A 22,340-nucleotide genomic window follows, 5' to 3' on the forward strand; every position below is an offset into this window, starting at 1 on the left:
GGCCACGGAAGCCGTCGCCGTACGGCAGCGGCACCCGTCGCCCGGTGTCGTTACGCCGTCGGGCGGCCCATCGCCCGGTAGGTCCAGCCCGCGCGGCGCCACAGGTCCGGGTCCAGCGCGTTGCGGCCGTCCAGTACGAGGCGGGCGGCGACGGCCTCGCCCAGCTCGGCCGGGTCCAGCTCGCGGAACTCCCGCCACTCGGTCAGGTGCAGCACCGCGTCGGCGCCCCGGACCGCCGCCAGCGCGGAGTCGGCGTAGCCGAGGGTCGGGAAGACGCGGCGGGCGTTGGCCATGCCCTTGGGGTCGTAGACGGTGACCTGGCCGCCCTGGAGGTGGATCTGGCCGGCCACGTTCAGCGCGGGCGAGTCGCGCACGTCGTCCGAGTCGGGCTTGAAGGTGGCGCCGAGCACCGCGATCCGCTTGCCGAGGAACGGCCCGCCGCCCAGCGCCTGCCGGGCCAGCTCCACCATCTGCCCGCGCTGGCGCATGTTGATCGAGTCGATCTCGCGCAGGAACGTCAGCGCCTGGTCGGCGCCCAGCTCGCCGGCGCGCGCCATGAAGGCCCGGATGTCCTTGGGCAGGCAGCCGCCGCCAAAGCCGATCCCGGCGCGCAGGAACTTCTTTCCGATCCGGTCGTCGTACCCGATCGCCTCGGCCAGCTTGGCCACGTCGCCGCCGGCCGCCTCGCACACCTCGGCCATCGCGTTGATGAAGGAGATCTTGGTGGCCAGGAAGGAGTTCGCGGAGGTCTTCACCAGTTCGGCGGTCGGGAAGTCGGTGACCACGAACGGGGAGCCCTCGCCGATCGGCGCGGCGTACACCTCGCGCAGCAGCTTCTCCGCCCGCTCGCCGCGCACGCCGACCACGATCCGGTCCGGGTGCAGGGTGTCCTGGACGGCGAAGCCCTCGCGCAGGAACTCCGGGTTCCAGGCCAGTTCGGCGTCCTCGCCCGCGGGCGCCAGCTCGGCGACCTTGCGGGCCAGCCGGTCCGCCGAACCGACCGGCACCGTCGACTTGCCGACCACCAGCGCCGGACCGGTCAGGTGCGGGGCGAGGGAGGCGATCGCGGAGTCGACGTAGCTCATGTCGCAGGCGTACTCGCCGTGCTTCTGCGGAGTGTTCACGCAGATGAAGTGGACGTCGCCGAAGGCGCCCGCCTCGGCCCAGTCCTGGGTGAAGCGCAGCCGGCCGGTGGAGCCCTCGATGCCGGCCACGTGCCGGCGCAGCAGTTCCTCCAGGCCCGGCTCGTACATCGGGACCTCGCCGCGCCGCAGCATCTCGATCTTCTCGGCGACGACGTCGAGCCCGAGCACCTCGAAGCCCATCTCGGCCATGGCCGCGGCGTGCGTCGCGCCGAGATAGCCGGTGCCGATCACGGTGATCTTCAGGCTCATGCGGTGCTCCAGGAGGGATGATGGCAATGCGCTGCCCGAGCATATCCGGGGCGTGGGCGCCGCCCACGACGGGCGATGTCCCGGCTGTCGCCAAGCTCACGTATCCCTCGCGTGGGCGCGGCCCCTAAAATTTGTGTTACTTAACGGTAATTAGCATTCCCTGGTCGTCTTTGGAGCGTGAGAGACCTTGGCCGGATCGGCTGACTTCGACCTGTACCGCCCGTCCGAGGAGCACGACATGCTCCGCGACGCCATCCGTTCGCTGGCCGAGGCGAAGATCGCGCCGCACGCCGCAGCGGTGGACGAGGAGGCCCGCTTCCCGCAGGAGGCCCTCGACGCCCTGACCGCGAACGACCTGCACGCCGTGCACGTGCCCGAGAGCTACGGCGGCGCGGGCGCCGACGCCCTCGCGACGGTCATCGTCATCGAGGAGGTGGCCCGCGTCTGCGCGTCCTCCTCCCTGATCCCGGCCGTGAACAAGCTGGGCTCGCTCCCGGTGATCCTGTCCGGCTCCGAGGAGCTGAAGAAGAAGTACATGACGCCGCTCGCCAAGGGCGACGGCATGTTCTCGTACTGCCTCTCCGAGCCCGACGCGGGCTCCGACGCGGCCGGCATGAAGACCAGGGCCGTGCGCGACGGCGACTTCTGGGTGCTCAACGGCGTCAAGCGCTGGATCACCAACGCGGGCGTCTCCGAGTACTACACGGTGATGGCGGTCACCGACCCGGAGAAGCGCTCCAAGGGCATCTCCGCCTTCGTCGTGGAGAAGTCCGACGAGGGCGTCTCCTTCGGCGCCCCGGAGAAGAAGCTCGGCATCAAGGGCTCGCCGACCCGCGAGGTCTACCTCGACAACGTGCGCATCCCCGCCGACCGCATGATCGGCGCCGAGGGCACCGGCTTCGCCACCGCGATGAAGACCCTCGACCACACCCGCATCACCATCGCCGCCCAGGCCCTCGGCATCGCCCAGGGCGCCCTCGACTACGCCAAGGGCTACGTCAAGGAGCGCAAGCAGTTCGGCAAGCCGATCGCCGACTTCCAGGGCATCCAGTTCATGCTCGCCGACATGGCCATGAAGGTCTCGGCCGCGCGCGCCCTGACCTACCAGGCCGCGGCCGCCTCCGAGCGCGGCGACGCCGACCTCACCTACCTGGGCGCGGCCGCCAAGTGCTTCGCCTCGGACATCGCCATGGAGGTCACCACGGACGCCGTCCAGCTGCTCGGCGGCTACGGCTACACCCGTGACTACCCGGTGGAGCGCATGATGCGCGACGCCAAGATCACCCAGATCTACGAGGGCACCAACCAGGTCCAGCGGATCGTCATGGCCCGCAACCTGCCGTAACCGGTCGCCCCTGGCTCCCGGGTTCCTCGCGCACGGCCTCCGGCGGACACCGCCGGGGGCCGTCGCGCGTCCGGCGGCCGGGAGCGGGCCGCCACTCCAACGGCCCTGGCGGCGGCCGCTGCTCCGAATGGCGGGCGGCGGCGGGCGGCTGTACGACGGAAGGGCACGGGGTCCGTCCCCGGCCCCCGCTCCCGTCGTCCCCCCTGGAGGAGCCATGACCCACACCCAGCCCAGCGCCATGACCGCCATGAGCAAGGAGATGCAGGACTGCGTCGACGCCTGCATGACCTGCCACAACATCTGCGAGGAGGCCATGAGCTCCTGCATGCAGATGGGCGGTCAGGCGCAGATGCAGATCATGCGCGCGCTCATGGACTGCTCCGAGACCACCCGGATGTGCGCGGACATGATGATGCGCCGCTCGCCGATGGCCGGCGACATGTGCGCGATGTGCGCCAAGGCGTGCGACATGTGCGCCGAGGCGTGCATGTCGATGCCCGACGACCAGATGATGATGCGCTGCGCGGAGGCGTGTCGCCGCTGCGCCGAGATGTGCCGCTCGATGGCGGGCGCTCCCATGTGACCCGCCCCGGCACGGCGGCGGGGCCCCGCGGTCTCGTACCGCGGGGCCCCGCTGCGCGCGCCGGGCGCGCCCTGCCTGCCGTCAGTCGCCCGAGACGGTGACCTTCTCGTCGTGGTTCAGCTCGTTCACCAGCGTCTTGACCTTCGCCTTGTCCCAGACGAGGTTGCCGCCCGTGGAGCCCGAGATCGGCATGTTCATGGAGGTGCCGTCGCCGCCGCTGACGCCCTTCATCGCCCAGAACATGGAGGCCAGGTCCCACAGGCTCATGTCCTTGTCGACGACCAGGGAGTCCAGTCCCGCGCTCATCGTCGGGTAGAACGCGAACGGGTTGAGCACCGTGGACGGCGTGGCCACCTCGTGCGCCAGCGCGGAGAGGAACTTCTGCTGGTTCTTGGTGCGCTGGAGGTCGGAGGCGGCGAAGGCATGCCGGGTGCGGACGAAGGCGAGGGCCTGCTGGCCGTTCAGCTTCTGCTTGCCCGCCTGGAAGTCGGCGCCGGACCACTTGTCCTTGAACGGCTTGTCGATGGTCATCTCCACACCGCCGACCGCGTCCACGATGTTGGCGAAGCCGGCGAAGCCGATCTCCACGTAGTGGTCGATGTGCAGACCGGTGTTGTATTCGACGGTGCGCACCAGCAGCGTCGGGCCGTCCTCGGCGTAGGCGGCGTTCAGCTTGGTCTGCCGTCCCGTCGCCGGGTACGTCTTGCCCGACTCCGCGCCCTTGTACGAAGGTATTTCCACGTTCGAGTCGCGCGGCAGGGAGATCAGCGTGTCGCCGTTGCCGCCGACGTGCAGGATCATCATCGAGTCCGTGCGCTTGCCCTCGGCGGAGCCGGTGTGCAGCTTCTTCTTGTCCTCGGCGGACATCCCGGCGCGGCTGTCGGAGCCGACGATCAGGTAGTTGGTGCCGTCGCCGGAGTCCGGGCGGTCGATGACCTTGGACAGGTCGACGTCGCGGTGCAGCTTGGAGTCGGCCCAGAAGTAGGTGGCGACCGACGTCACCACCACGACCGTGACCACCGTGATCGCGGTCCACTTGATCCGGCGCCGCCAGTTCGGCGCGGGGCGCGGACCGCGCGGGTGCGAGCCGCCGGGGCCCGCCGGGCCGCCACCGCCGGGGGTGCCGTACACCTGGCCGGTGTTGTAGCCGCTGTCGTAGCCGTCGCCGCCGGCGAAGCCCCGGCCCTCGCCGCCGTCGACGTACGACGGCTGCTGCGGCACCCCGTGGGGCGGCGCCGAGGGGCGGCCGCGGCCGCCGGGGGCGCGCTGTCCGGGCGGCACCTGGCCGCCGCGCCGTACCTGGCGCATCACCTGTGCGCCTTCCGGCTGCGCCCCGGCGCTGCCGCGTCCGTACCGGGGTCCGCCGTCTCGGTCGGACCGCCCCTCGGGCCATTCATTCATGTGGCCCAGTGTGCCGGGCGGCGGGGTGTGCCTTACAAGGGCCGTCGGAAAATCAGGGCCTCGCTGTTGCGAAGCTGACACAAATCAGCCCGATTGTCGCCTCGGCATAGGGTGGGGGCCATGACAGATCAGTCCTCGGCCGTGGGATCCGGTGCCCCGGAGATCCCGGGCAAGCCGACCTCGGCCTCCCGCACCACCCTCAGCCACATCATGACCCACAGCGACACCAACCTGCTGGGTACGGTGCACGGCGGAGTGATCATGAAGCTGGTCGACGACGCGGCCGGCGCGGTGGCCGGCCGGCACAGCGGCGGCCCCGCCGTCACCGCCTCCATGGACGAGATGGTGTTCCTCGAACCCGTCCGGGTCGGCGACCTGGTCCATGTGAAGGCCCAGGTCAACTGGACCGGCCGGACCTCCATGGAGGTCGGCGTCCGGGTGCTGGCCGAGCGCTGGAACGAGTCCACGCCCGCCACCCAGGTCGGCTCCGCCTACCTGGTCTTCGCCGCCGTGGACGCCGACGGTCGGCCGCGCACCGTACCGCCCGTCCTGCCCGAGACCGAGCGGGACAAGCGGCGCTACGAGGAGGCCCAGATCCGCCGCACCCACCGTCTGGCCCGCCGCCGCGCCATCCGGGAACTGCGCGAGAAGCGCGCCGCGGAGGGCTTCGAGGACTGAGCCGCGCGGCCCCGCCGGCCCCTGTCTCCGTCCTCGTCCCCGCCGCGCCCCGCGGGCACGGCGCGCTCACTCGCAGGAGACCTCGTCGCCGCGCACCACCTTGGTGGCGCGCTTGACCGGGTCCTCGACGCGGACCGGGCGGACCTGGCGGAAGTCGGCGCCGGCGATCACCCGCATCGTGGCGCCCATGCCCGGGACGGCGCGCAGCTCGCTGCCGGGCAGCGCGGCCGCCACCGACCGGGCCGAACGGTCCCAGCGCGGGTCGTAGAGCACGGCGGTCCGCTTGACGCCGCGCTCGCGGGAGTCCACCGGCGCCTTGGTCGTGACGAAGCCGACCCCGGCCAGCGCCGTGTCCACCCGTCGCCCGAGACCGGCCGTGTCGGTGCCGTTCTCCACCTGCACCCGCACCCGCCGCGGGGCAATCTCCACCGACGCCGAGGGGTCGGTGCGCGGCGCCTGCTCCCGCGCGGCCAGCGGCCGGTCCTCGCGCAGCGAGCGGAACAGCTCCCGCGCCTTGACCGGGTCCCACTTCACGGTCGAGCCGAGGCCCTTGACCGGGAAGGCGGTCTGGGCGATCGGGACGGTGGTGAACTCCGAGGACGAGGGGGAGAAGTTCCGCATCGCCCGCCCGAGGTCGAGCAGCTCGTCGGTGTGGAAGCCGCGGTCCGCGCGGACCGACCCCAGCACCGCCCGGGTCACGTCCCGGAACCGCATCGGGTTCAGCAGCACCCGCGAGGCGGTCGCCCGCTCCAGCAGCGCGGCCAGGAACCGCTGCTGGCGCTGCATCCGGCCGAAGTCGCTGCCCGAGTCGACGTGCCGGGAGCGGACGTACTGGAGGGCCTGCCCGCCGGTCAGGGTGTGCGTGCCGGCCGGCAGGTCGAGCCCCGTGTACGCGTCCTTGAGCGGTTCGGCGGTGCACAGCGGCACGCCGTCCAGGACGTCCACGGTCCGCATGAAGGTGGTGAAGTCGACCTCCAGGTAGTGGTCGATCTTCAGGTGCGTCAGGTCCTCGACCGTGCGCACGGTGAGGTTCGGGCCGCCCTCCGCGTACGCCGCGTTCAGCTTCACCGGGTGCGGCGGGCGCTGCCTGCCGGTGACCTGGTCGACGTGGGCGGGCAGCTCGACGTAGGTGTCCCGGGGCAGGCTGACGACGCTGGCGCGCTCCCGGTCGCTGGAGACGTGCACGATCATCATGGTGTCGGTGCAGTGGCAGGGCTGGCCGCCCAGCCGGTACGCCCGCCGCTCCCGCTCGCTGATCCGGTCCCGGCCGTCGGTGCCGACCAGCAGCACGTTCATGCCGTGCCCGCTCGGCGGGCGGTTCTTCATGTCCCGGAACGGATCGACCCGGCTGATGTCGGCGTCCAGGCTGGAGACCACCGCGTGCCCGATCCCGGCGGAGGCGAGCAGCACCACCGACAGGGTGATCGCCGCCCGCATGGCCCAGCGCGGTCTGCGCCGCGGCGCGGGCGCGTAGGGCAGGTGGTCCGGCCGGGGCGAGGGAGGGGGCGGGGGCGAGGGCCGGCGCGGTGCGCGCCGCGACTGCGCGGGCGGCCGGGGCGGCCGGTGCGACGTGGTGGACATGGGGGACACCTCCGCATATGGCGTGGGTGGACACCGTGAGCACCGTAGGGCCATACGATCGGCTGACCGGTGAGCGGGCCCCCGCGGCGCGCACCGGTGTCCCCCGTTCGCGGTAACGTGAGCACCGATGAACGCCAAGCCCGACGTGCGGTTCCCCGCCGTGTCTGTGATCATGCCCGTCCTCAACGAGGAGCGGCATCTGCGCGGGGCCGTCGAAGCGATCCTCGCGCAGGAGTACGCCGGCGAGATGGAGGTCGTCATCGCCCTGGGTCCGTCCGCGGACCGCACGGACGAGATCGCCGCCGAACTCGTACGGAACGACCCGCGCGTGCACACGGTCCCGAACCCCACCGGCCGCACCCCCGCCGCGCTGAACGCCGCGATCAAGGCGTCCCGCCATCCGATCGTGGTCCGCGTCGACGGCCACGGCATGCTCTCGCCGAACTACATCGCCACCGCGGTCCGGCTCCTGGAGGAGACCGGCGCGCAGAACGTCGGCGGCGTCATGCACGCCGAGGGCGAGAACGCCTGGGAGCACGCGGTCGCCGCCGCCATGACCTCCAGGATCGGCGTCGGCAACGCGGCCTTCCACACCGGCGGCCAGGCCGGCCCGGCCGAGACCGTCTACCTGGGGGTCTTCCGCCGCGCCGCGCTGGAGCAGCAGGGCGGCTACAACGAGGAGTTCATCCGCGCCCAGGACTGGGAGCTGAACTTCCGCATCCGCGAGGCGGGCGGCCTGATCTGGTTCTCGCCCGAGCTGCGGGTCTCCTACCGCCCCCGTCCGAGCGTGCGCGCGCTGGCCAAGCAGTACAAGGACTACGGCCGCTGGCGGCACGTCGTCGCCCGCTACCACGAGGGCTCCATCAACCTGCGCTACCTCGCCCCGCCGACCGCGGTGTGCGCGATCGCGGCCGGGATCGTGGCGGGCGTCGCGGTGACTCCGTGGGCGTTCGTGGTCCCGGCCGGCTACCTGGCGGCGATCGCCGCCGGTTCGCTGCCCGCGGGCAAGGGCCTGCCGCCGAAGGCGCGGCTGCGGATACCGGTGGCCCTGGCCACCATGCACATGTCGTGGGGCTGGGGCTTCCTCACCAGCCCCAGGTCGCTGGCCAGGAAGGTCATCGCCTCCCGCCGCCCGGCGGTCGTCCCCGCCGCCGGCTGACCGCCGCCCGCGCCGTACGAACACGGGAAAGGGCCCCGTCCGAGGACGGGGCCCTTTCCTGTTCGCCGGGCTACCAGGTGTAGATCTTCTCGCTCACGTCCATGCACTGCCCGGTGTCCGCGCCGTTGATGGCGTCGGAGGTCTTCGGGATGTCGCCCGCCTTCGGGGCCGCCTCCTTCGGGTAGGAGGACCCCGTGCGCCAGTCGGCGCCCACGACGAGGGTGACGCCGGAGACGTCGGTCGACTTCTCCAGCGAACTCACCGGGATGCCCAGCGCCTTGGCCACCCGCTCGGCGTCGCCCTTCAGATCGGCGCTCGGGTAGCGGACCACCGTCTTGTCGGCGTCCGGCGTCACCGACGCGTCCGCCGACGCCTTGGTGAAGCCCTTGCCCACCAGTACGTCGCTGATGTCGGCCGCCCGGTGGCGCACCGGGGAGAGCGACGACGTACGGGTGCCGTTCTGCACCATGACGCCGATCTGGTCGTCCGGATGCGCGGGGTCCGCGGAAGCGGCCGCGGCCTTCGCGCCCTTGCCGCCCGAACCGCCCTCGGTCGGCTTGCCGTTGGCGTCGAAGGGCACGTCGTCGCGGAGCATCTGCCACATCTTCTGGGCGTCCGTGCCGGCCGGCACGACGTGGTCGCGGTTCTGCGGGTCGGTGACGTTGGGCATCGTCGTCATGGTGATGCGGTCGGTGGGGACCGTCTTGAGCTGCATGGCGAGGTCGTACAGCTTCTTGACGGTGCCGATCTCCTCGGAGACCTGGAGCGACTTGGTGGCCGCCTCGGCCAGGTCCATCAGATGGCCGCTGTCGGTGAAGACGTTCTGGCCCTTGAGCGTGCGGATCATCGAGTTCAGGTACATGTGCTGGGCGCGGGCCCGCATCAGGTCGCTGCCCCAGGCGTGCCGGGTGCGCAGCCACTGGAGGGCCTGCTTGCCCTGGACCTTCTGGGTGCCCGCCCTCAGCTTCAGACCGGATCCGCCGCGCTGGGCGGGCGTCGAGTGGTCCCACACGTTCTGCTTCACGCAGACGTCGACGCCGCCGATGGCGTCGGCCATGCTCACCACGCCCGCGAAGTCGATCGTCATCCAGTGGTCGATGTAGACGCCGGTGAGGTTCTGCCAGGTGGCGAGGGTGCAGCCGGCGCCGCCGCGTGCCAGCGACTCGTTGATGATGGTGTTGACCGGCGCGAACTCCTTGCCGGTCTTCGGGTCCTTGCACTTGGGGATGTCGACCCGGGTGTCGCGGGGGATGCTCACCACGGAGGCGCTCTCGCGGTCCGCGGACAGGTGGATGAGCATCTGCACGTCGCCCAGCGGCGGGCTGCCCCGGTTCTCCTTGCTGCCGCCGAGGGCGACGTTGGCGTCCGAGTTGCGGCTGTCGGAGCCGATCAGCAGGATGTTCACGGGCGTCTGGCCGGCCGCGTTGGGCTGTGCCTTGTGCGCCTTGGAGTCGCCGCTGTCGCGCTCGCCCTTGCGTATGTTGCCGTTGAGGTGCTCGTAGTACAGGTATCCGGCGCCGGCCGTGCCGAGTATGACGACCGCGAGCACCGTCGCCGACCAGCGCAGCACCCGTCTCTTGGGCCGTCTTCCGCCCGTACCGCGGCCTCTTCGGCCGCCGCCCTTCCCGCCGTCGCCCTCCCCGGCGCCGGGCCGGCCGCTGCCGTCCGGCGCGCTGCCACCCCGCGACGCGAGGGGCATCGTGTCATCGACCGCATGCCCTTCCCCGCGCAGACCGCTCTGGGTCAACTCCCCATCCTCCCCACCCTGCTGCATGTCATCGAACAGGCCTGTCGTACGCCTCGTAAGACGTAGGACAGGCCCGTCAGGTCACACGGTTGCGCTCAACTGGCGCACTGAACCTTGTCGGCCGTGGACTGCCCGTCGACCGTGGGCGCCTTGGCCGGAGCGGTGAGCGAGATCCCCGCGCCCTTGAAGTCCTTGCCCAGCGTCAGCGTCATCGCGGGCAGTCCCTGGGCGTTGAGCACGCTCTCGCCCGGCTTGAGCGCGGACCCGGACAGCCCCATGAGCGAGGCGAGTTCACGGGCCTGGGCGGCCTGGTCGGGGGCGTATTCGAGCTGGGTCCTGGCGAGCTTGGCGGGCGCGTTGCTGCCGTTCTCCGACTTGGTCACGCCCTTGGTGTTCTGCAGCCAGGTGAGGGTCTCCTGCGCGGAACCGGGAGGCGCGCCGCCGTTGAGGATGCGCACGCGCACGTCGGAGGCCGCGGACTTGGCGCCCTTCAGCCGGGCGGCCTCGGCGTCCTTGGCCGCCTTCTGCTTCCGCTTCACCTCGGTGAAGGAGACGTCGTTGCTGATGGCGTCGAAGACCTGGGGGGCCTGGGCCTGGTTGACGATGACCGTCTTGTGCACCGGTCCGTCGGCCGGGTTGTCGAGCACCGGCACGGTCAGGAAGGTGATGTTCTTCGGCGGCACCTTCTTCAGCTCCAGGGCCATGTCCTTGAGCGTGCCGACCTTGTTGATGCCCTGGTCGACGGTGAGCGCCTTGGTGGCGGCGTCGGCCAGGTCGTACAGCTTCGCCGGGTTGCTGAGGGTGTCGCCGGAGGCCATCTTGCGCATCAGCGAACTGAGGAACTGCTGTTGCACCTTGATCCGGTCCAGGTCGCCGTGGTTGCCGAAGCTGTGCCGGGTGCGGACGAAGGCCAGCGCCTGCTCGCCCTCGATCTTCGACTCGCCGGCGGGCAGGTTCAGGTGCGAGTCCTTGTCGTTGACCGCGCGCTTGAGGCACACGTCGACACCGCCGACCGCGCTCGTCAGCGTCTTGACCGCGTTGAAGTCGGCCATCATGAAGTGGTCCGGGGCGATCCCGGTGACCGCCTTCACCGTGCGCATGGTGCAGCCGGCGTCGCGGCCGTCCTGGCCGAGGCTGGTGTTGAAGCGGACGTTCTCCGTCCCCGGGATCACCTTGGTGCTGCCGTCGGGCTGCACGGTCGGGCAGTCCGGGACGTCCACGATCAGGTCGCGGGGGATGCTCAACGCGGTCGCGTTGGTGCGGTCCTTGGAGACGTGCAGCAGTATGTTCGTGTCCGCGTGGCCCACGCTGCCCTTGTCACCGTAGCCCTCGTTGCCCTTGCCGGTGCGCTTGTCGGTGCCGATGATCAGCAGGTTGAACGCCTCGTCCTTGCTGAAGCCGTTCTTGGCCGCGCTGCCGACGTCGGTGCTGCTGATGTTGCCCTCAAGGTGCTTGAGGATCAGATAGCCGGCGGTGCCGGCGCCCACCAGGACGAACGCCATGGTGCCGCCGGTCCACATCAGGGCCTTCTTGGTCTTCGACTTCTTGGCCTTCTCCGGCCGGCGGCCCCGCCGCCCGGGCGGCGGCGGCTCCTCCTGCGGCGCGCCGCGGCGGCGGCCCTGGCCGGGCACCGGCCGGCCGGGGGCGTCCTCCCGCGTCTGCTCCCGTCCGGGCGCGGCGCCGCGCCGGCCGGCGGGTGCGCCGGCCGGGCCGCGCGCGCCCGCCGGGGCGGACGCACGGGACGTACCGGACGCACCGGACGTCCCGGGTGCGCCCGCTCTGCGGGAGCCTGCTCTGCGGGGGCCGGGGACCGGCGACTGCGGAGCGGAAGGCGTCAGTCGCAGTTCGTATTCGCCGGTCTCCGGATTGAGCACCCATTGGTCTGCGGGATCGATGTCGTCCGCCCGCCCACGGCCTTGCGCGTCCACGGTTGTCCGAATCCTCCGTCGGGGCCACGCGGCGCCTTCCCCCTCAAAGGCGCTCGGGTCAGTCACACAGTGCACGACCCCAGGGAGACCTCGCGGTCGGCTGCACCGGATCGCTCACACTATCCGGCCGATTGAGCATTCAGCGACGCCGGTGACATATTGCACGTCCCTACAAGGGGGCAATCCCATCCATTTCCGTGGACAAAAGTTCGCCTTTGGCCGCGGTTTTACCCGCACGCGTCCTCGACGGCGCCGCTGCCGGTGAACGTCGGGGCGGGAGCAGGCGGGTTCGCGGCGGTCGCGGCCCGCCCGGCGGCCCGGTCGGCGTAGTCGGCGTAGTCGGCGTGCTCGAAAACATACCGAACGTAGTCGTCCGACCGCACAGGAGAATCACCATTCGCCGTCGGCGGCACGGGTCCCGTCCGCGGCCCGGACCTCGATTCCGAGGCGGCCGAATTGCCGCTCTTCGCCCGGGAATCCCGGGGAGCGTCCTTCACCACCGCCACCGGCCGGTCCGCGCGCAACCGGGCGAACAGCTGTCCGGCGGCGGGCTGCACGAGCTGGTCGCGGTTGGCGTCGTGGGCGTATGCCTCGCGCGGCACCGTCAGGAACCGCACCTGCCCGGCGGGGACGTCGCGCAGTCCGCGCACGAGCTGGTAGAGCCCGCGCAGGCTCGCCAGGGGCGGATCGGCGGTCAGGGACCGGGTGGCCGCGTTCAGCACCGGGTACAGCTTCGCCGGGTTCATCAGGACGTCGTCGCCGCGTGCCTTGGCGAGGAGGGCGCCGAGGAAGTGCTGCTGGCGCTCCATCCGGTCGGTGTCGCTGCCGTCGCCCAGCGACTTGCGGGCGCGGACGTAGCCGAGGGCCTGCTCGCCGTTCAGCGTCACCCGCCCCGCCGGCAGCCGCAGCCTCGCGTCCTTGTCGTCGACGGGCTCCTTCAGACACACCGGCACGCCGTCCATCGCGTCGACCAGCTGCTTGAACCCGCTGAAGTCGACGGCGAGATGGTGGTCGACGCGGATGTCGGTCAGTTTTTCCACGGTACGGATCGTGCAGGCCGAACCTCCGGTCTCGTAGGCGCGGTTGAGCGCGGTGAGCGCCGGCGTGCCGGTGCCGCCGTCCGGACGGTGGCAGGCGGGCACCCGCACCATCAGGTCCCGGGGCAGGGAGACGGCGGTGGCGCTGCGCCGGTCGGCGGCCAGGTGCAGCAGGATCACGGTGTCGGACCGCTCGGTGCCCGAGTCGTGCCCGTAGTGCGTGTTGCCGCCGCCGGCGCGGGTGTCGGAGCCGATCAGCAGGATGTTCTGCGCGCCCTTGACCAGGGCGGTGGGCCGCTCCTTCTCGTAGCGGCGCAGCTCGGCCTCGGCGGCGTCGTCGGCGGTGATGTTGCCGCTGAGCGTGGTGTACGCCGCGAGCCCCGCGCCGGTGCCCCCGGCGACGAGGACGGCGAGCCCGAGCGCCCCGCCGCGCAGCCGGTTGCGGCGCCGGCGCCGCGCGAGACCGGTGCCGGTGGCCGACGCGCCGAGCCCGGGCCCCACCTCCGCCCCACCTGCCCCGCGGGTCACCCCAGCACCCACCCTCCTGCCGTACGAACACACCGTGCCGCTCCTACGACCATGCCCCGAGGGCGGGGCGGAGGCGGGGTGCTGATGGGCCGGACGGGTGCCGCACGGTCGGCCCGGCGGCGGTGCCGCGCACTCCGCCGGGGTGTGCGTCGTCGGGCGGTGCTGCCCTGGGGATCGCCGCCGGACGGCGCCGTGCCGGGGCTCAGCGGGCCGTGGCGGTGACCCGTTCGCTTGCGATGCGCTGGGCCAGGGCGTCCCCGTCCAGCCGGTCCAGGTTGCGGCACAGCACGACCGAAGCGCCGGCGGCGAGCGGGGCGTACAGGCCCGCGCTCAGCCCCTCCCAGGTGTCGTACGCCAGCCCCGACAGCAGCCGGGAACCCGGCCCCGTCAGATCCAGTCCCGGCGCGTCGGCGCGCGCCCGCTCCACGACCTCGGCCGCCGTGTACTCCGCGCCGGCCACGATCAGCGCCGGCTCCTCCGGGTCCACGGGCGCGAACGGCGCGAACCGGTCGCCCTGCGACGGCACCTCCACGGCGTAGTCGGCGAAGCCGGCCGGCGGCTGCGGGAACCGCCCGCCCAGCGGCCGCAGCGCCAGCGCCACCCGCTCCCCGGAGCAGGCGCGCGCGGCCTCCAGCGCGTCCGGCCCGCTGACGACGACGTCCGCCGCGGCCGGGTCGCCGCCCACGTCCGCGATCGCGCCCACCGAGTTGCACGCCAGCAGCCACACCGCGCTCTGCCAGTGCGCCGGCAGCAGCAGCGCGACCCGGTCGCCGGGGGCGGCGGCCAGGTCGCCCTGGAGGAGGTTGGCCGTCTTGGCCACCCAATTGGCGAACGTGGCCACGGACAATTCGACGCGTTCGCCCGTGGCGTCGTCGTAGAAGGTCACCAGGGGGCGCCCGGGGTCCGCGGCGAGCGCGGAACTCAGCAGGTCGGCAGGGGTGCGTTCGACGGCTCTCACCCGCGCAAGCGTACGCCGCCCACCGCCCCGCGCGCCGCGTGCCGCCCGCCGCCGGGCCGCGCACCGGCCACCGGTTCGGCGGAACGCCGGCCGACGCACCGTCAGGTCCTGGATGGACAGATATGTATGACTATGTTCAAGATCGGGATCATGCGTCGATACGGATTCCTTGCGTCCTCGATCGGTGTCACGAGCGCGGCGGCCCTCGCCCTGTCGCCGGCCCTCCCCGCGACCGCCGCGCCGGCGAGATGGGCGACCGGCCACCCCGCGGTCAGGACCGAGGCGGCGGCCGCGTCCGTCCCCGGCAGCACCCAGTCCCTGCCTCTCCGGCCCCGCGCGCCCCGCACGCCCCGCGCCCCGGGCCACCCCGGCGACCGCGCCCTCGCCGCCCCCGAACAGGGCCTGTACCGGGCGCACGTACGGCACTTCTCGCTGGTCGGCGTCGTCTGGACCGATCCCGGCGCCGAACTGCGCGGCAGCGTCCAGATCCGCACCCGCTCCACCGCCACCGGCACGTGGTCCGACTGGCAGGACGTCGACACCCACAACGCCGACCACGGAGCCGACCCCGGCACCGCCGAGCGCACCACCGGCCATGTCCGCGGCGCCACCGCCCCGCTGTGGGTGGGCGACTCCGACGGCGTCGACGTACACGTCCGCGCCGACACCGACACCGACGACGGCACCGGCACCGGCACCGACGCCGACGCCGGCACCGGCACCGACGACGGCACCGACGCCACCGACCCGCCCCCCGCCCCGCTCCCCGACGACCTGAGCCTCGAACTCGTCGACCCCGGCGACGAACCGCCCACCACCGAGCCCGGGCCCGACCAGCCCCGCACCGGCGAGCTGACCGAGGAGGCGACCGCCGCCTCCGCCGCCAACTCCGACCTCGTCCCGGTCGGCGCCGCCGAGATCCCCGAACTCGGCCCCGAGGACACCGAACGCGAACTGCTCGACCTGCGCGGCGCCGACCTGACGGCGGATCAGCGGGCCAAGCCGCACATCGGATCGCGCCCCCGCATCGTCACCCGCCGCGGCTGGGGCGCGGACGAGTCGCTGCGCGCCCACGGGTTCGTCTACACGAAGAAGGTCAAGGCGGTCTTCGTCCACCACACCGCCACCGGCAACAACTACCGCTGCGCACAGACGCCGTCGGTGATCCGCAGCATCTACCGCTACCACGTCAAGAGCATGGGCTGGCGCGACATCGGCTACAACTTCCTCGTCGACAAGTGCGGCACCCTCTACGAGGGCCGCGCCGGCGGAGTGGCCAAGGCGGTGCTCGGCGCCCACACCATGGGCTTCAACAGCGACAGCATGGGCGTCGCCGTCATCGGCACCTACAGCAAGACCAAGCCCGCCAAGGCCGCCGTCACGGCCATCGCCCGGCTGGTCGCGTGGAAGACCGGCCTCTACGGGATGAATCCGCGTGCCAAGACATATCTGAGGTCCGCCGGTGGCAACCTCTACCAAAAGGGAAAGAACGTACACCTGAACGTGGTCTCCGGCCACCGGGACGGCTTCGCCACCGACTGCCCCGGACGGCAGCTCTACGGCAAGCTCGGCACGGTCCGTTCGGCCGCGGCGCGCTACCAGGGCCGCTGACGGCGGGGCCGCGCGGCGCTGCCCGGGGCGGCGCGGGGAGCCGCATAAACTGGCCGGCCGAACGACGAGAGCGGCCGGTCCCGGCGGGAAGCGGAGACGACAGGTGACAGAAGCGATCCTCCTGGTCGGCGGCAAGGGCACCCGGCTGCGTCCGCTCACCGTGCACACGCCCAAACCGATGGTGCGGGCGGCGGGGGTGCCGTTCCTCACCCACCAGCTGGCGCGGGCCAAGGCCGCGGGCGTCGAGCACGTCGTGCTGGCCACCTCGTACCTGGCGGAGGTCTTCGAACCGTACTTCGGCGACGGCTCCTCCCTCGGCCTCCACCTGGAGTACGTGACGGAGGAGGAGCCGCTCGGCACCGGCGGCGCCCTGCGCAACGTCGCCTCCCGCCTGCGCTCCGGCCCCGAGGACCCGGTCCTCGTCTTCAACGGCGACATCCTGACCGGCCTGGACATCCGCGCCCTGGTGCGCGTCCACGAGGACAGCGGCGCGGACGTCTCCCTGCACCTGACGAAGGTGACGGACCCGAGGGCGTACGGCCTCGTCCCGACCGACGGGACGGGCCGCGTCCTCGCCTTCCTGGAGAAGCCGCAGACCCCGGAGGAGATCGTCACCGACCAGATCAACGCGGGCGCGTACGTGTTCCGCCGCTCGGTCATCGACACCATCCCGCAGGGGCGCCCGGTCTCCGTGGAGCGCGAGACCTTCCCCGGCCTGCTGTCGGCCGGCGCCCACCTCCAGGGCCTGGTGGACTCCACCTACTGGCTGGACCTCGGCACCCCGGCCGCCTTCGTACGCGGCTCGGCGGACCTGGTCCTCGGCCGCGCCCCCTCGCCGGCCGTCCCCGGCCGCTGCGGCGACCGGCTGGTCCTGCCCACGGCCGTCGTCGCCCCCGACGCCAAGCTGACCGGCGGCACGGTGGTGGGGGAGGGCGCGTTCGTCGCCGAGGGCGCGCGGGTGAGCGGCAGCACGATCCTGCCCGGCGCGGTCATCGAGCCCGGCGCCGTCATCACCGACTCCCTCATCGGCGCCCGCGCCCGCGTCGGCACCCGTACCGTCCTGTCCGGCACGGTCATCGGCGACGGCGCGGTCATCGGCTCCGACAACGAACTGCGCGCCGGGGCGAGAGTCTGGTGCGACGCCCGCATCCCCCCGGCCGCCCTGCGCTTCTCCCCGGACGAGTAGCCCCCGCCGGGCTGCGGCCGCGCTCGCCTCAGAACCGCCCGATGTCCCCGCGGGTCATCCGCGGCCCCCGCCGCTCCGGCATCCGCCCGCTCAGCAGGATCAGCCGGGCGGCCCGGTGCCGCTGCCCCGCGTACGGCTCCAGCAGCCGCAGCATCTCCGCGTCGTCGGCGTGCCGGTCGCCCGCCAGCGCGAACCCCACGATCCCCGGCAGGTGCAGATCCCCCACCGTCACCGCGTCCGCCGCCCCGTGACTGCGCTGCACCGCCTCCGCGGACGTCCACGGCCCGATCCCCGCCACCAGCTCCAGCCGCTCCCGCGCCGCCCCCGGAGACATCGCCACCGCCTCCTCCAGCCGCGCGGCCACCCGCACCGCCCGCAGCACCGTCGCCGCCCGCTTGTCCTCGACGCCGGCCCGGTGCCACTCCCACGACGGAATCAGCGCCCAGGTGCGCGGCGCCGGCATGACGTACATCGGCGCCGGCACCGGACCGGGCGCGACCTCACCGAACCTCCGCACCAGCGTCCGCCACGCCGCGTACGCCTCCACCGTCGTGACCTTCTGCTCCAGGATCGACGGGATCAGCGACTCCAGCACCAGCCCGGTCCGGGTCAGCCGCAGCCCCGGCCGCCGGTGCCGGGTCACCGCCAGCAGCCGGTGCCTGGGCGTGAACGCGGCCGGATCGTCGGCGGCCCCGCACAGTTCGGGCAGCCGCTCCAGCAGCCACTGCGCCCCCGGCCCCCACGCCTCGCCGCGCACCCGGCCGCCGTACGCCCCGACCCGCAGCGTCCCCGGACCCAGCGGCGTACGGCAGGCCCGCCACACCGACCCGTCGGGCAGCGCCCGGAACGTCGGATCGCCGGGCCCGCGCCGCAGCGGCCCGAGCACGAGCCCCAGGTCCAGCGGCCCGTCCGGCGCCCACACCCGCACCCGTCCGGCCGCCGCGGCCTGCCGGGGCACCCCGCCGACCGGGGCGCCCGCGCCGGGCACGCCGACGTCCCCACCGCGCACGGTCGTACGCGTGGGCCGCGGAGCGAAGCGTCCTGCCACGAAGAAGATCCCAAAAGTCCTGAAGAAACCGGAGGCACCGGAGGCACCGGAGGCACCGGAGGCACCGGAGATGCGCTACGAGCCTAGGCGGTCGCGAGCCCCTCCCACGAGCCCCTCACGAGCGCCCCCAAGCCCCCGGCCCTCACAAGGCCACGACGAACGTCTCCGCGTCCCGCTCCGCCCGCGCCCGCGGCGCCTCGGCCGGATGCCCGACCGCCACCGCCCCCATCGGGTCCCACCCCGCCGGCAGCCCCAGCACCTCCCGCACCACGTCCCGGCAGAACATCGTCGAGGACACCCACGCCGACCCGAGCCGCTCCCCGGCCAGCGCGACCAGGAAGTTCTGCACCCCGGCCCCGGCGGCCACGACGAACATCTCCCGCTCGGCCCCGTCGCGCCGCGCGTCGCCGTAGGTGTGCGAGCCGTCCATGACCAGACAGGGCACCACCAGGTACGGCGCGTCCCGCAGCACGTCCCCGCGCCGCACCCGCTTCGCGACGGACTCCTCGCTCTTGCCGTCGCGCCGCAGATCCGCGATCCACGCCTCCCGCATCGCGTCGAGCAGCCGGGTGCGGACCTCGGCGGTCTCCAGCAGCACGAACCGCCACGGCGTGGTGTGGTGCGGCGCCGGCGCGGTCACCGCGGCGGCCACCGCGCGCCGTACCGCACCAGGGTCCACCGGCTCGTCGGTGAAGGCCCGCACGGTACGCCGCTGGGTCACCGCCTCCCGTACGGCCTCGGAGGTGCCGAGCCGGAACATGTCGTCGCGCGCGTCGCGCACCAGGGCCCGCGCGCCCTCGCCGTCGCCGTCGGCCAGCACGTGCGGCAGGCCGCGCACCACGGCGACCGGCAGCCCGGCGGCCTTGCCCTTGACCAGATCGCCCGCGGCGGCGAGTTCGTCGGCGGTGGCGACGACGGTCGCGCCGAGCGCGTTGCCGTGCGCGTCGGTGCCGCCGCGCAGGTCGTCCAGGACGCGCAGCCCGGCGGCACCGATGGCGACGTCGGTGAGCCCCGCCCGCCAGGGCCGGCCGAAGGTGTCGGTGACGACGACGGCGACGTCGACGCCGAGGGCGTCGCGCAGGCCCTCCCGGATGGTCCGCGCGGAGGCGTCCGGGTCCTCGGGCAGCAGCAGCACGGTGCCGGCGGGGGTGTTGGAAGCGTCGACCCCGGCGGCGGCCATGACCAGCCCCTGCCGGTTCTCCACGATGCGCAGCGGTCCGCGCCGGGCCACGACGCGCACCGTCTCGGCGTTGATCGCGGCCTCCCGGTCGGCCGCCTCGACGAGCCGGCCCTCCGCCTTGGAGACGATCTTCGAGGTGACCAGCAGGACGTCCCCGTCGGCCAGCGCGGGCTCGGCGGCGGCGATCAGCTTGGCCAGGTCGTCGCCCTCGGCGACCTCGGGGATGCCGGGCACGGCCCACACCCGGAACGCGGGGGCCGTCCCGCCGCCCGGCCCGGCCGCCGACGGCGCACCGCTCATGCGGCCCGCACCTCCTCGGCCAGGGCCAGCGCCTCGCGCGCCATCTGCGCGGCGGCGTCCACGTCGGTCATCATCAGCGGCACCGCCCGGCACTGGATCCCGGCCGCCTCGACCCGCTCCACCACGGACGCGTCCACCGTGTCCACCAGCCAGCCGTCCAGCAGCCCCGAGCCGTAGTGCTCGGCCACCGCGGCGGCCGTGGACTCGACGCCCACCGCCGCGAGGACCTTGTCGGCCATCCCGCGCACGGGCGCGTCCCCGACGATCGGGGACAGGCCGACCACCGGCACCCCGGCCTCGGCGATCGCCTCCCTTATCCCGGGCACGGCGAGAATGGTGCCGACCGAGACGACGGGGTTGGACGGCGGGAAGAGCACCACGTCGGCCGCGGCGATCGCCTCCAGCACGCCCGGCGCCGGCTTGGCCTGCTCCGCGCCGACCGGCACGACGGCCTCGGCCGGGACCGACGCCCGCAGCCGCACCCAGTACTCCTGGAAGTGGACCGCCTTGCGCTCGCCGTCCACCTCGACGGCGACATGGGTCTCCACCCGGTCGTCGGTCATCGGGATCAGCTTCACGCCCGGCTGCCACCGGTCGCACAGGGCCTCGGTCACCGCGCTGAGCGGATATCCCGCGCCGAGCATCTGGGTGCGCACGATGTGCGTGGCGAAGTCCCGGTCGCCGAGCCCGAACCACTCCGGGCCGACGCCGTACGCCGCGAGTTCCTCCTTGAGGTGGAAGGTCTCCTCGGCCCGACCCCACCCCTGTTCCTCGTTGATGCCGCCGCCGAGCGTGTACATCACCGTGTCCAGGTCCGGGCAGACCTTCAGCCCGAAGAGGTGGATGTCGTCACCGGTGTTGCCGATGACCGTGACGTCCGCGTCCGGCGCGGCCTTCTTCAGACCGCGCAGGAACCGGGCGCCACCGATGCCGCCTGCCAGAACCACAATCCGCATGCGCCCAAGTCTGGCAGGCGAGTATGACAACGCGGTACGCGGTTCCGCCCGGCGGACCTCACGCGTTGACGGCGCCCACGGCCTCGTAGGGGGCGGAGGGCACGGAAGGTGCGGACGACTCTCGCTCCGCGCCGGCGCACCGCGCGGCGTCGTGCAGGGGCATCTCGGTGAGGCCGGGGAAGTAGACGTGCAGGCTGACCGCGGGGCCCAGCGCGTCGTTGACGACCTCGTGCGCGTACCCCGGTGCGAAGACGCGCTGCGCGCCCGCCTCCAGCGCGCGGGCGCCGCGGCCGGTGCGCTCGGTCAGCGTGCCCTCCAGGACGGTCAGGACGCCCGAGGACGGGCCGTGGTCGTGCGGTCCGGTGCCCTGTCCGGGCACCCAGGACAGGAGCCACACCTCGTAGCCGGGACCGACGGCCAGGCGGTGGTACCAGCGGGTCGTCGCGTCGTAGCGCACGAGGTCGCGCCACCGGTCGCGGTCGGCGGCGATCGAGCGGGCCAGCCCGACGAACTCGGCCACGGTGGCGGGGTGCTCGCGCGGGGCCTGGAGGAGGTGGGGGACTTCGAGGATGTCGCCGGCGATCTGGAGGTCGCTGTCGCTGTTCATGGGGTGCGGTGGTTCCTCGGTGAGGGCGGGTCAAAGGGAACGGATCGCCCGGCCGTGGGGGGCTCGGACGGCGGCTGGAGCGCGCGGGGATGCGCGGGGTGGCTCAACAGCCGCGGCAGCGACAGCTACAGCGAGAGCGGGCAGCACCGTGGGACCCGGCGGTGCGGGTCGAGGTGAGTGCCGAGTTCGCGAGCATGCCCACAAGGACACCGGCTCACACCCGCAGTGTCAACTCGACGCCCGGTATGTGGGACATGTTTCACCTCATCCGGTTCATCTCCCAGGTGAAAGGTTTGCTCATGGGGGTAGCGGGACACATGCGGCACATGCCGGGCACGCAAGCCCCGTTGTCATCCCGTGATCCGACTGTGATCAGGTTCGCTTCGGTGTGCGTGTCGGAACGAGATCGATGGCCTGGGCGTCCTTGCCTGTGTGGGCCCCGAGAGGGGTCGCACGCGGGACGGGAGGTTCCCGGGGCCTTGCGGTGTGTCAAGGTTTATGCCGATTTGAACACTTACTGCAGGGGCTTGGTTCCGCAGAGTGAATAAGGGGCCCAATAGCAGATCTCGGCTTGACTCGCCCGGAGCAGCACACTTGTAATTTCACTCGTGTCGTTCAGCCGCGATCGATAACGGCTGCATCACGGGGACGCGAAAGACAGACGAGGGGCGCACATGACCGAGCTGGTGCAGCAACTGCTGGTCGACGACGCGGACGAGGAACTCGGCTGGCAGGAGCGCGCGCTGTGCGCCCAGACCGACCCCGAGTCGTTCTTCCCCGAGAAGGGCGGCTCCACCCGCGAGGCCAAGAAGGTCTGCCTCGCCTGCGAGGTCCGCTCCGAGTGCCTCGAGTACGCCCTCGCGAACGACGAGCGCTTCGGCATCTGGGGCGGTCTGTCCGAGCGCGAGCGGCGCCGCCTGAAGAAGGCCGCCGTCTGACCCACCGCCGCCCGCCCTTCCCCGCGGGCGCCCGGCCGCCCTTCCCGCCGGAGGCCACCGCGCCTCCCCGCCACCGGAAGCCACCGAGCCCCCGCACCGCCGGAGACCGCCGAGCCTCCGCACCGCCGGAGGCCACCGGACCTCCCATCGCGGAGGCCACCGCGCCTCCCCGCCG

General features: G+C 72.8%; 18 protein-coding genes. 7 read left to right on the forward strand and 11 right to left on the reverse strand.

The window, feature by feature from the left end:
* Nucleotides 1–50: 50 nt before the first annotated feature.
* Nucleotides 51–1,394, reverse strand: coding sequence for a UDP-glucose dehydrogenase family protein (locus ABEB07_RS23710; RefSeq protein WP_176149258.1), 1,344 nt, complete (start codon nucleotides 1,392–1,394; stop codon nucleotides 51–53).
* A 187-nt stretch (nucleotides 1,395–1,581) separates the two neighbouring features.
* On the opposite strand from ABEB07_RS23710, the gene ABEB07_RS23715 reads away from it, so the two are divergent.
* Both ABEB07_RS23715 and ABEB07_RS23720 read left to right on the forward strand, forming a co-directional pair.
* Nucleotides 1,582–2,739, forward strand: a complete 1,158-nt coding sequence (locus ABEB07_RS23715) for an acyl-CoA dehydrogenase family protein (RefSeq protein WP_164585100.1) — start codon at nucleotides 1,582–1,584, stop codon at nucleotides 2,737–2,739.
* Nucleotides 2,740–2,953: 214 nt separating this feature from the next.
* Entirely contained in the window at nucleotides 2,954–3,322 is a 369-nt protein-coding gene (locus ABEB07_RS23720; RefSeq protein ID WP_164585101.1) for a four-helix bundle copper-binding protein, read from the forward strand.
* 81 nt (nucleotides 3,323–3,403) lie between these two features.
* Here ABEB07_RS23720 and ABEB07_RS23725 read toward each other — a convergent pair whose 3' ends face one another.
* On the reverse strand, nucleotides 3,404–4,723 hold the full coding sequence (locus ABEB07_RS23725; protein ID WP_345670186.1) for an LCP family protein: 1,320 nt from the start codon (nucleotides 4,721–4,723) through the stop codon (nucleotides 3,404–3,406).
* Nucleotides 4,724–4,843: 120 nt separating this feature from the next.
* Between ABEB07_RS23725 and ABEB07_RS23730 the strand changes: the two genes are divergently transcribed.
* The gene (locus ABEB07_RS23730) at nucleotides 4,844–5,401 is read left to right on the forward strand and encodes an acyl-CoA thioesterase (protein ID WP_345670187.1); all 558 of its coding nucleotides are present in this window, start codon (nucleotides 4,844–4,846) and stop codon (nucleotides 5,399–5,401) included.
* Nucleotides 5,402–5,467: 66 nt separating this feature from the next.
* Here the strand turns inward: ABEB07_RS23730 and ABEB07_RS23735 are convergent, their stop codons facing one another.
* The gene (locus ABEB07_RS23735) at nucleotides 5,468–6,982 is read right to left on the reverse strand and encodes an LCP family protein (protein WP_176149256.1); all 1,515 of its coding nucleotides are present in this window, start codon (nucleotides 6,980–6,982) and stop codon (nucleotides 5,468–5,470) included.
* A 127-nt stretch (nucleotides 6,983–7,109) separates the two neighbouring features.
* Between ABEB07_RS23735 and ABEB07_RS23740 the strand changes: the two genes are divergently transcribed.
* The gene (locus ABEB07_RS23740) at nucleotides 7,110–8,141 is read left to right on the forward strand and encodes a glycosyltransferase family 2 protein (protein ID WP_345670188.1); all 1,032 of its coding nucleotides are present in this window, start codon (nucleotides 7,110–7,112) and stop codon (nucleotides 8,139–8,141) included.
* A 70-nt stretch (nucleotides 8,142–8,211) separates the two neighbouring features.
* Here ABEB07_RS23740 and ABEB07_RS23745 read toward each other — a convergent pair whose 3' ends face one another.
* From ABEB07_RS23745 to ABEB07_RS23760, 4 genes are all read right to left on the reverse strand, one after another.
* Nucleotides 8,212–9,840: an LCP family protein gene (locus ABEB07_RS23745; RefSeq protein ID WP_345670189.1), complete on the reverse strand. Its 1,629-nt coding sequence runs from the start codon at nucleotides 9,838–9,840 to the stop codon at nucleotides 8,212–8,214.
* Between the two features lie 143 nt (nucleotides 9,841–9,983).
* Nucleotides 9,984–11,816 (reverse strand): LCP family protein, encoded by a 1,833-nt coding sequence (locus tag ABEB07_RS23750; RefSeq protein WP_345670190.1) that lies wholly within the window; start codon nucleotides 11,814–11,816, stop codon nucleotides 9,984–9,986.
* Between the two features lie 227 nt (nucleotides 11,817–12,043).
* On the reverse strand, nucleotides 12,044–13,393 hold the full coding sequence (locus ABEB07_RS23755) for an LCP family protein (protein ID WP_425589066.1): 1,350 nt from the start codon (nucleotides 13,391–13,393) through the stop codon (nucleotides 12,044–12,046).
* 190 nt (nucleotides 13,394–13,583) lie between these two features.
* Nucleotides 13,584–14,339, reverse strand: coding sequence for a TIGR03089 family protein (locus tag ABEB07_RS23760; RefSeq protein ID WP_345670192.1), 756 nt, complete (start codon nucleotides 14,337–14,339; stop codon nucleotides 13,584–13,586).
* 132 nt (nucleotides 14,340–14,471) lie between these two features.
* Here ABEB07_RS23760 and ABEB07_RS23765 point away from each other — a divergent pair, with 132 nt between their 5' ends.
* Both ABEB07_RS23765 and manB read left to right on the forward strand, forming a co-directional pair.
* Nucleotides 14,472–15,950, forward strand: a complete 1,479-nt coding sequence (locus ABEB07_RS23765) for a peptidoglycan recognition protein family protein (RefSeq protein WP_345670209.1) — start codon at nucleotides 14,472–14,474, stop codon at nucleotides 15,948–15,950.
* Nucleotides 15,951–16,053: 103 nt separating this feature from the next.
* Complete coding sequence (gene manB, locus ABEB07_RS23770) at nucleotides 16,054–17,136, forward strand: mannose-1-phosphate guanylyltransferase (protein WP_345670193.1); 1,083 nt, start codon at nucleotides 16,054–16,056, stop codon at nucleotides 17,134–17,136.
* Nucleotides 17,137–17,164: 28 nt separating this feature from the next.
* Here manB and ABEB07_RS23775 read toward each other — a convergent pair whose 3' ends face one another.
* From ABEB07_RS23775 to ABEB07_RS23790, 4 genes are all read right to left on the reverse strand, one after another.
* A complete protein-coding gene (locus tag ABEB07_RS23775; protein ID WP_345670194.1) occupies nucleotides 17,165–18,184 on the reverse strand; it encodes a DNA-3-methyladenine glycosylase family protein in 1,020 nt (339 codons plus the stop codon).
* A gap of 142 nt (nucleotides 18,185–18,326) precedes the next feature.
* Nucleotides 18,327–19,664, reverse strand: coding sequence for a coenzyme F420-0:L-glutamate ligase (locus tag ABEB07_RS23780; RefSeq protein WP_345670195.1), 1,338 nt, complete (start codon nucleotides 19,662–19,664; stop codon nucleotides 18,327–18,329).
* The gene (gene cofD / locus ABEB07_RS23785; RefSeq protein WP_345670196.1) at nucleotides 19,661–20,620 is read right to left on the reverse strand and encodes a 2-phospho-L-lactate transferase; all 960 of its coding nucleotides are present in this window, start codon (nucleotides 20,618–20,620) and stop codon (nucleotides 19,661–19,663) included. The genes ABEB07_RS23780 and cofD overlap by 4 nt, the downstream gene beginning before the upstream one ends.
* 58 nt (nucleotides 20,621–20,678) lie before the next feature.
* Nucleotides 20,679–21,227: a cysteine dioxygenase gene (locus tag ABEB07_RS23790; protein ID WP_345670197.1), complete on the reverse strand. Its 549-nt coding sequence runs from the start codon at nucleotides 21,225–21,227 to the stop codon at nucleotides 20,679–20,681.
* A 674-nt stretch (nucleotides 21,228–21,901) separates the two neighbouring features.
* On the opposite strand from ABEB07_RS23790, the gene ABEB07_RS23795 reads away from it, so the two are divergent.
* Nucleotides 21,902–22,165 (forward strand): WhiB family transcriptional regulator, encoded by a 264-nt coding sequence (locus ABEB07_RS23795; protein ID WP_003975777.1) that lies wholly within the window; start codon nucleotides 21,902–21,904, stop codon nucleotides 22,163–22,165.
* Nucleotides 22,166–22,340: the final 175 nt, after the last annotated feature.

The organism is Streptomyces similanensis (assembly GCF_039543625.1).
GTDB lineage: Bacteria > Actinomycetota > Actinomycetes > Streptomycetales > Streptomycetaceae > Streptomyces > Streptomyces similanensis.

What these genes read in the sequence shown, in the direction of transcription:
- ABEB07_RS23710 (WP_176149258.1), bottom strand. Translation starts at nt 1,394, where the DNA reads ATGAGCCTGAAGATCACCGTGATCGGCACCGGCTATCTCGGCGCGACG.
- ABEB07_RS23720 (WP_164585101.1), top strand. Translation starts at nt 2,954, where the DNA reads ATGACCCACACCCAGCCCAGCGCCATGACCGCCATGAGCAAGGAGATG.
- ABEB07_RS23725 (WP_345670186.1), bottom strand. Translation starts at nt 4,723, where the DNA reads ATGAATGAATGGCCCGAGGGGCGGTCCGACCGAGACGGCGGACCCCGG.
- ABEB07_RS23730 (WP_345670187.1), top strand. Translation starts at nt 4,844, where the DNA reads ATGACAGATCAGTCCTCGGCCGTGGGATCCGGTGCCCCGGAGATCCCG.
- ABEB07_RS23735 (WP_176149256.1), bottom strand. Translation starts at nt 6,982, where the DNA reads ATGTCCACCACGTCGCACCGGCCGCCCCGGCCGCCCGCGCAGTCGCGG.
- ABEB07_RS23740 (WP_345670188.1), top strand. Translation starts at nt 7,110, where the DNA reads ATGAACGCCAAGCCCGACGTGCGGTTCCCCGCCGTGTCTGTGATCATG.
- ABEB07_RS23745 (WP_345670189.1), bottom strand. Translation starts at nt 9,840, where the DNA reads ATGCCCCTCGCGTCGCGGGGTGGCAGCGCGCCGGACGGCAGCGGCCGG.
- ABEB07_RS23765 (WP_345670209.1), top strand. Translation starts at nt 14,472, where the DNA reads ATGTTCAAGATCGGGATCATGCGTCGATACGGATTCCTTGCGTCCTCG.
- ABEB07_RS23780 (WP_345670195.1), bottom strand. Translation starts at nt 19,664, where the DNA reads ATGAGCGGTGCGCCGTCGGCGGCCGGGCCGGGCGGCGGGACGGCCCCC.
- cofD (WP_345670196.1), bottom strand. Translation starts at nt 20,620, where the DNA reads ATGCGGATTGTGGTTCTGGCAGGCGGCATCGGTGGCGCCCGGTTCCTG.
- ABEB07_RS23790 (WP_345670197.1), bottom strand. Translation starts at nt 21,227, where the DNA reads ATGAACAGCGACAGCGACCTCCAGATCGCCGGCGACATCCTCGAAGTC.
- ABEB07_RS23795 (WP_003975777.1), top strand. Translation starts at nt 21,902, where the DNA reads ATGACCGAGCTGGTGCAGCAACTGCTGGTCGACGACGCGGACGAGGAA.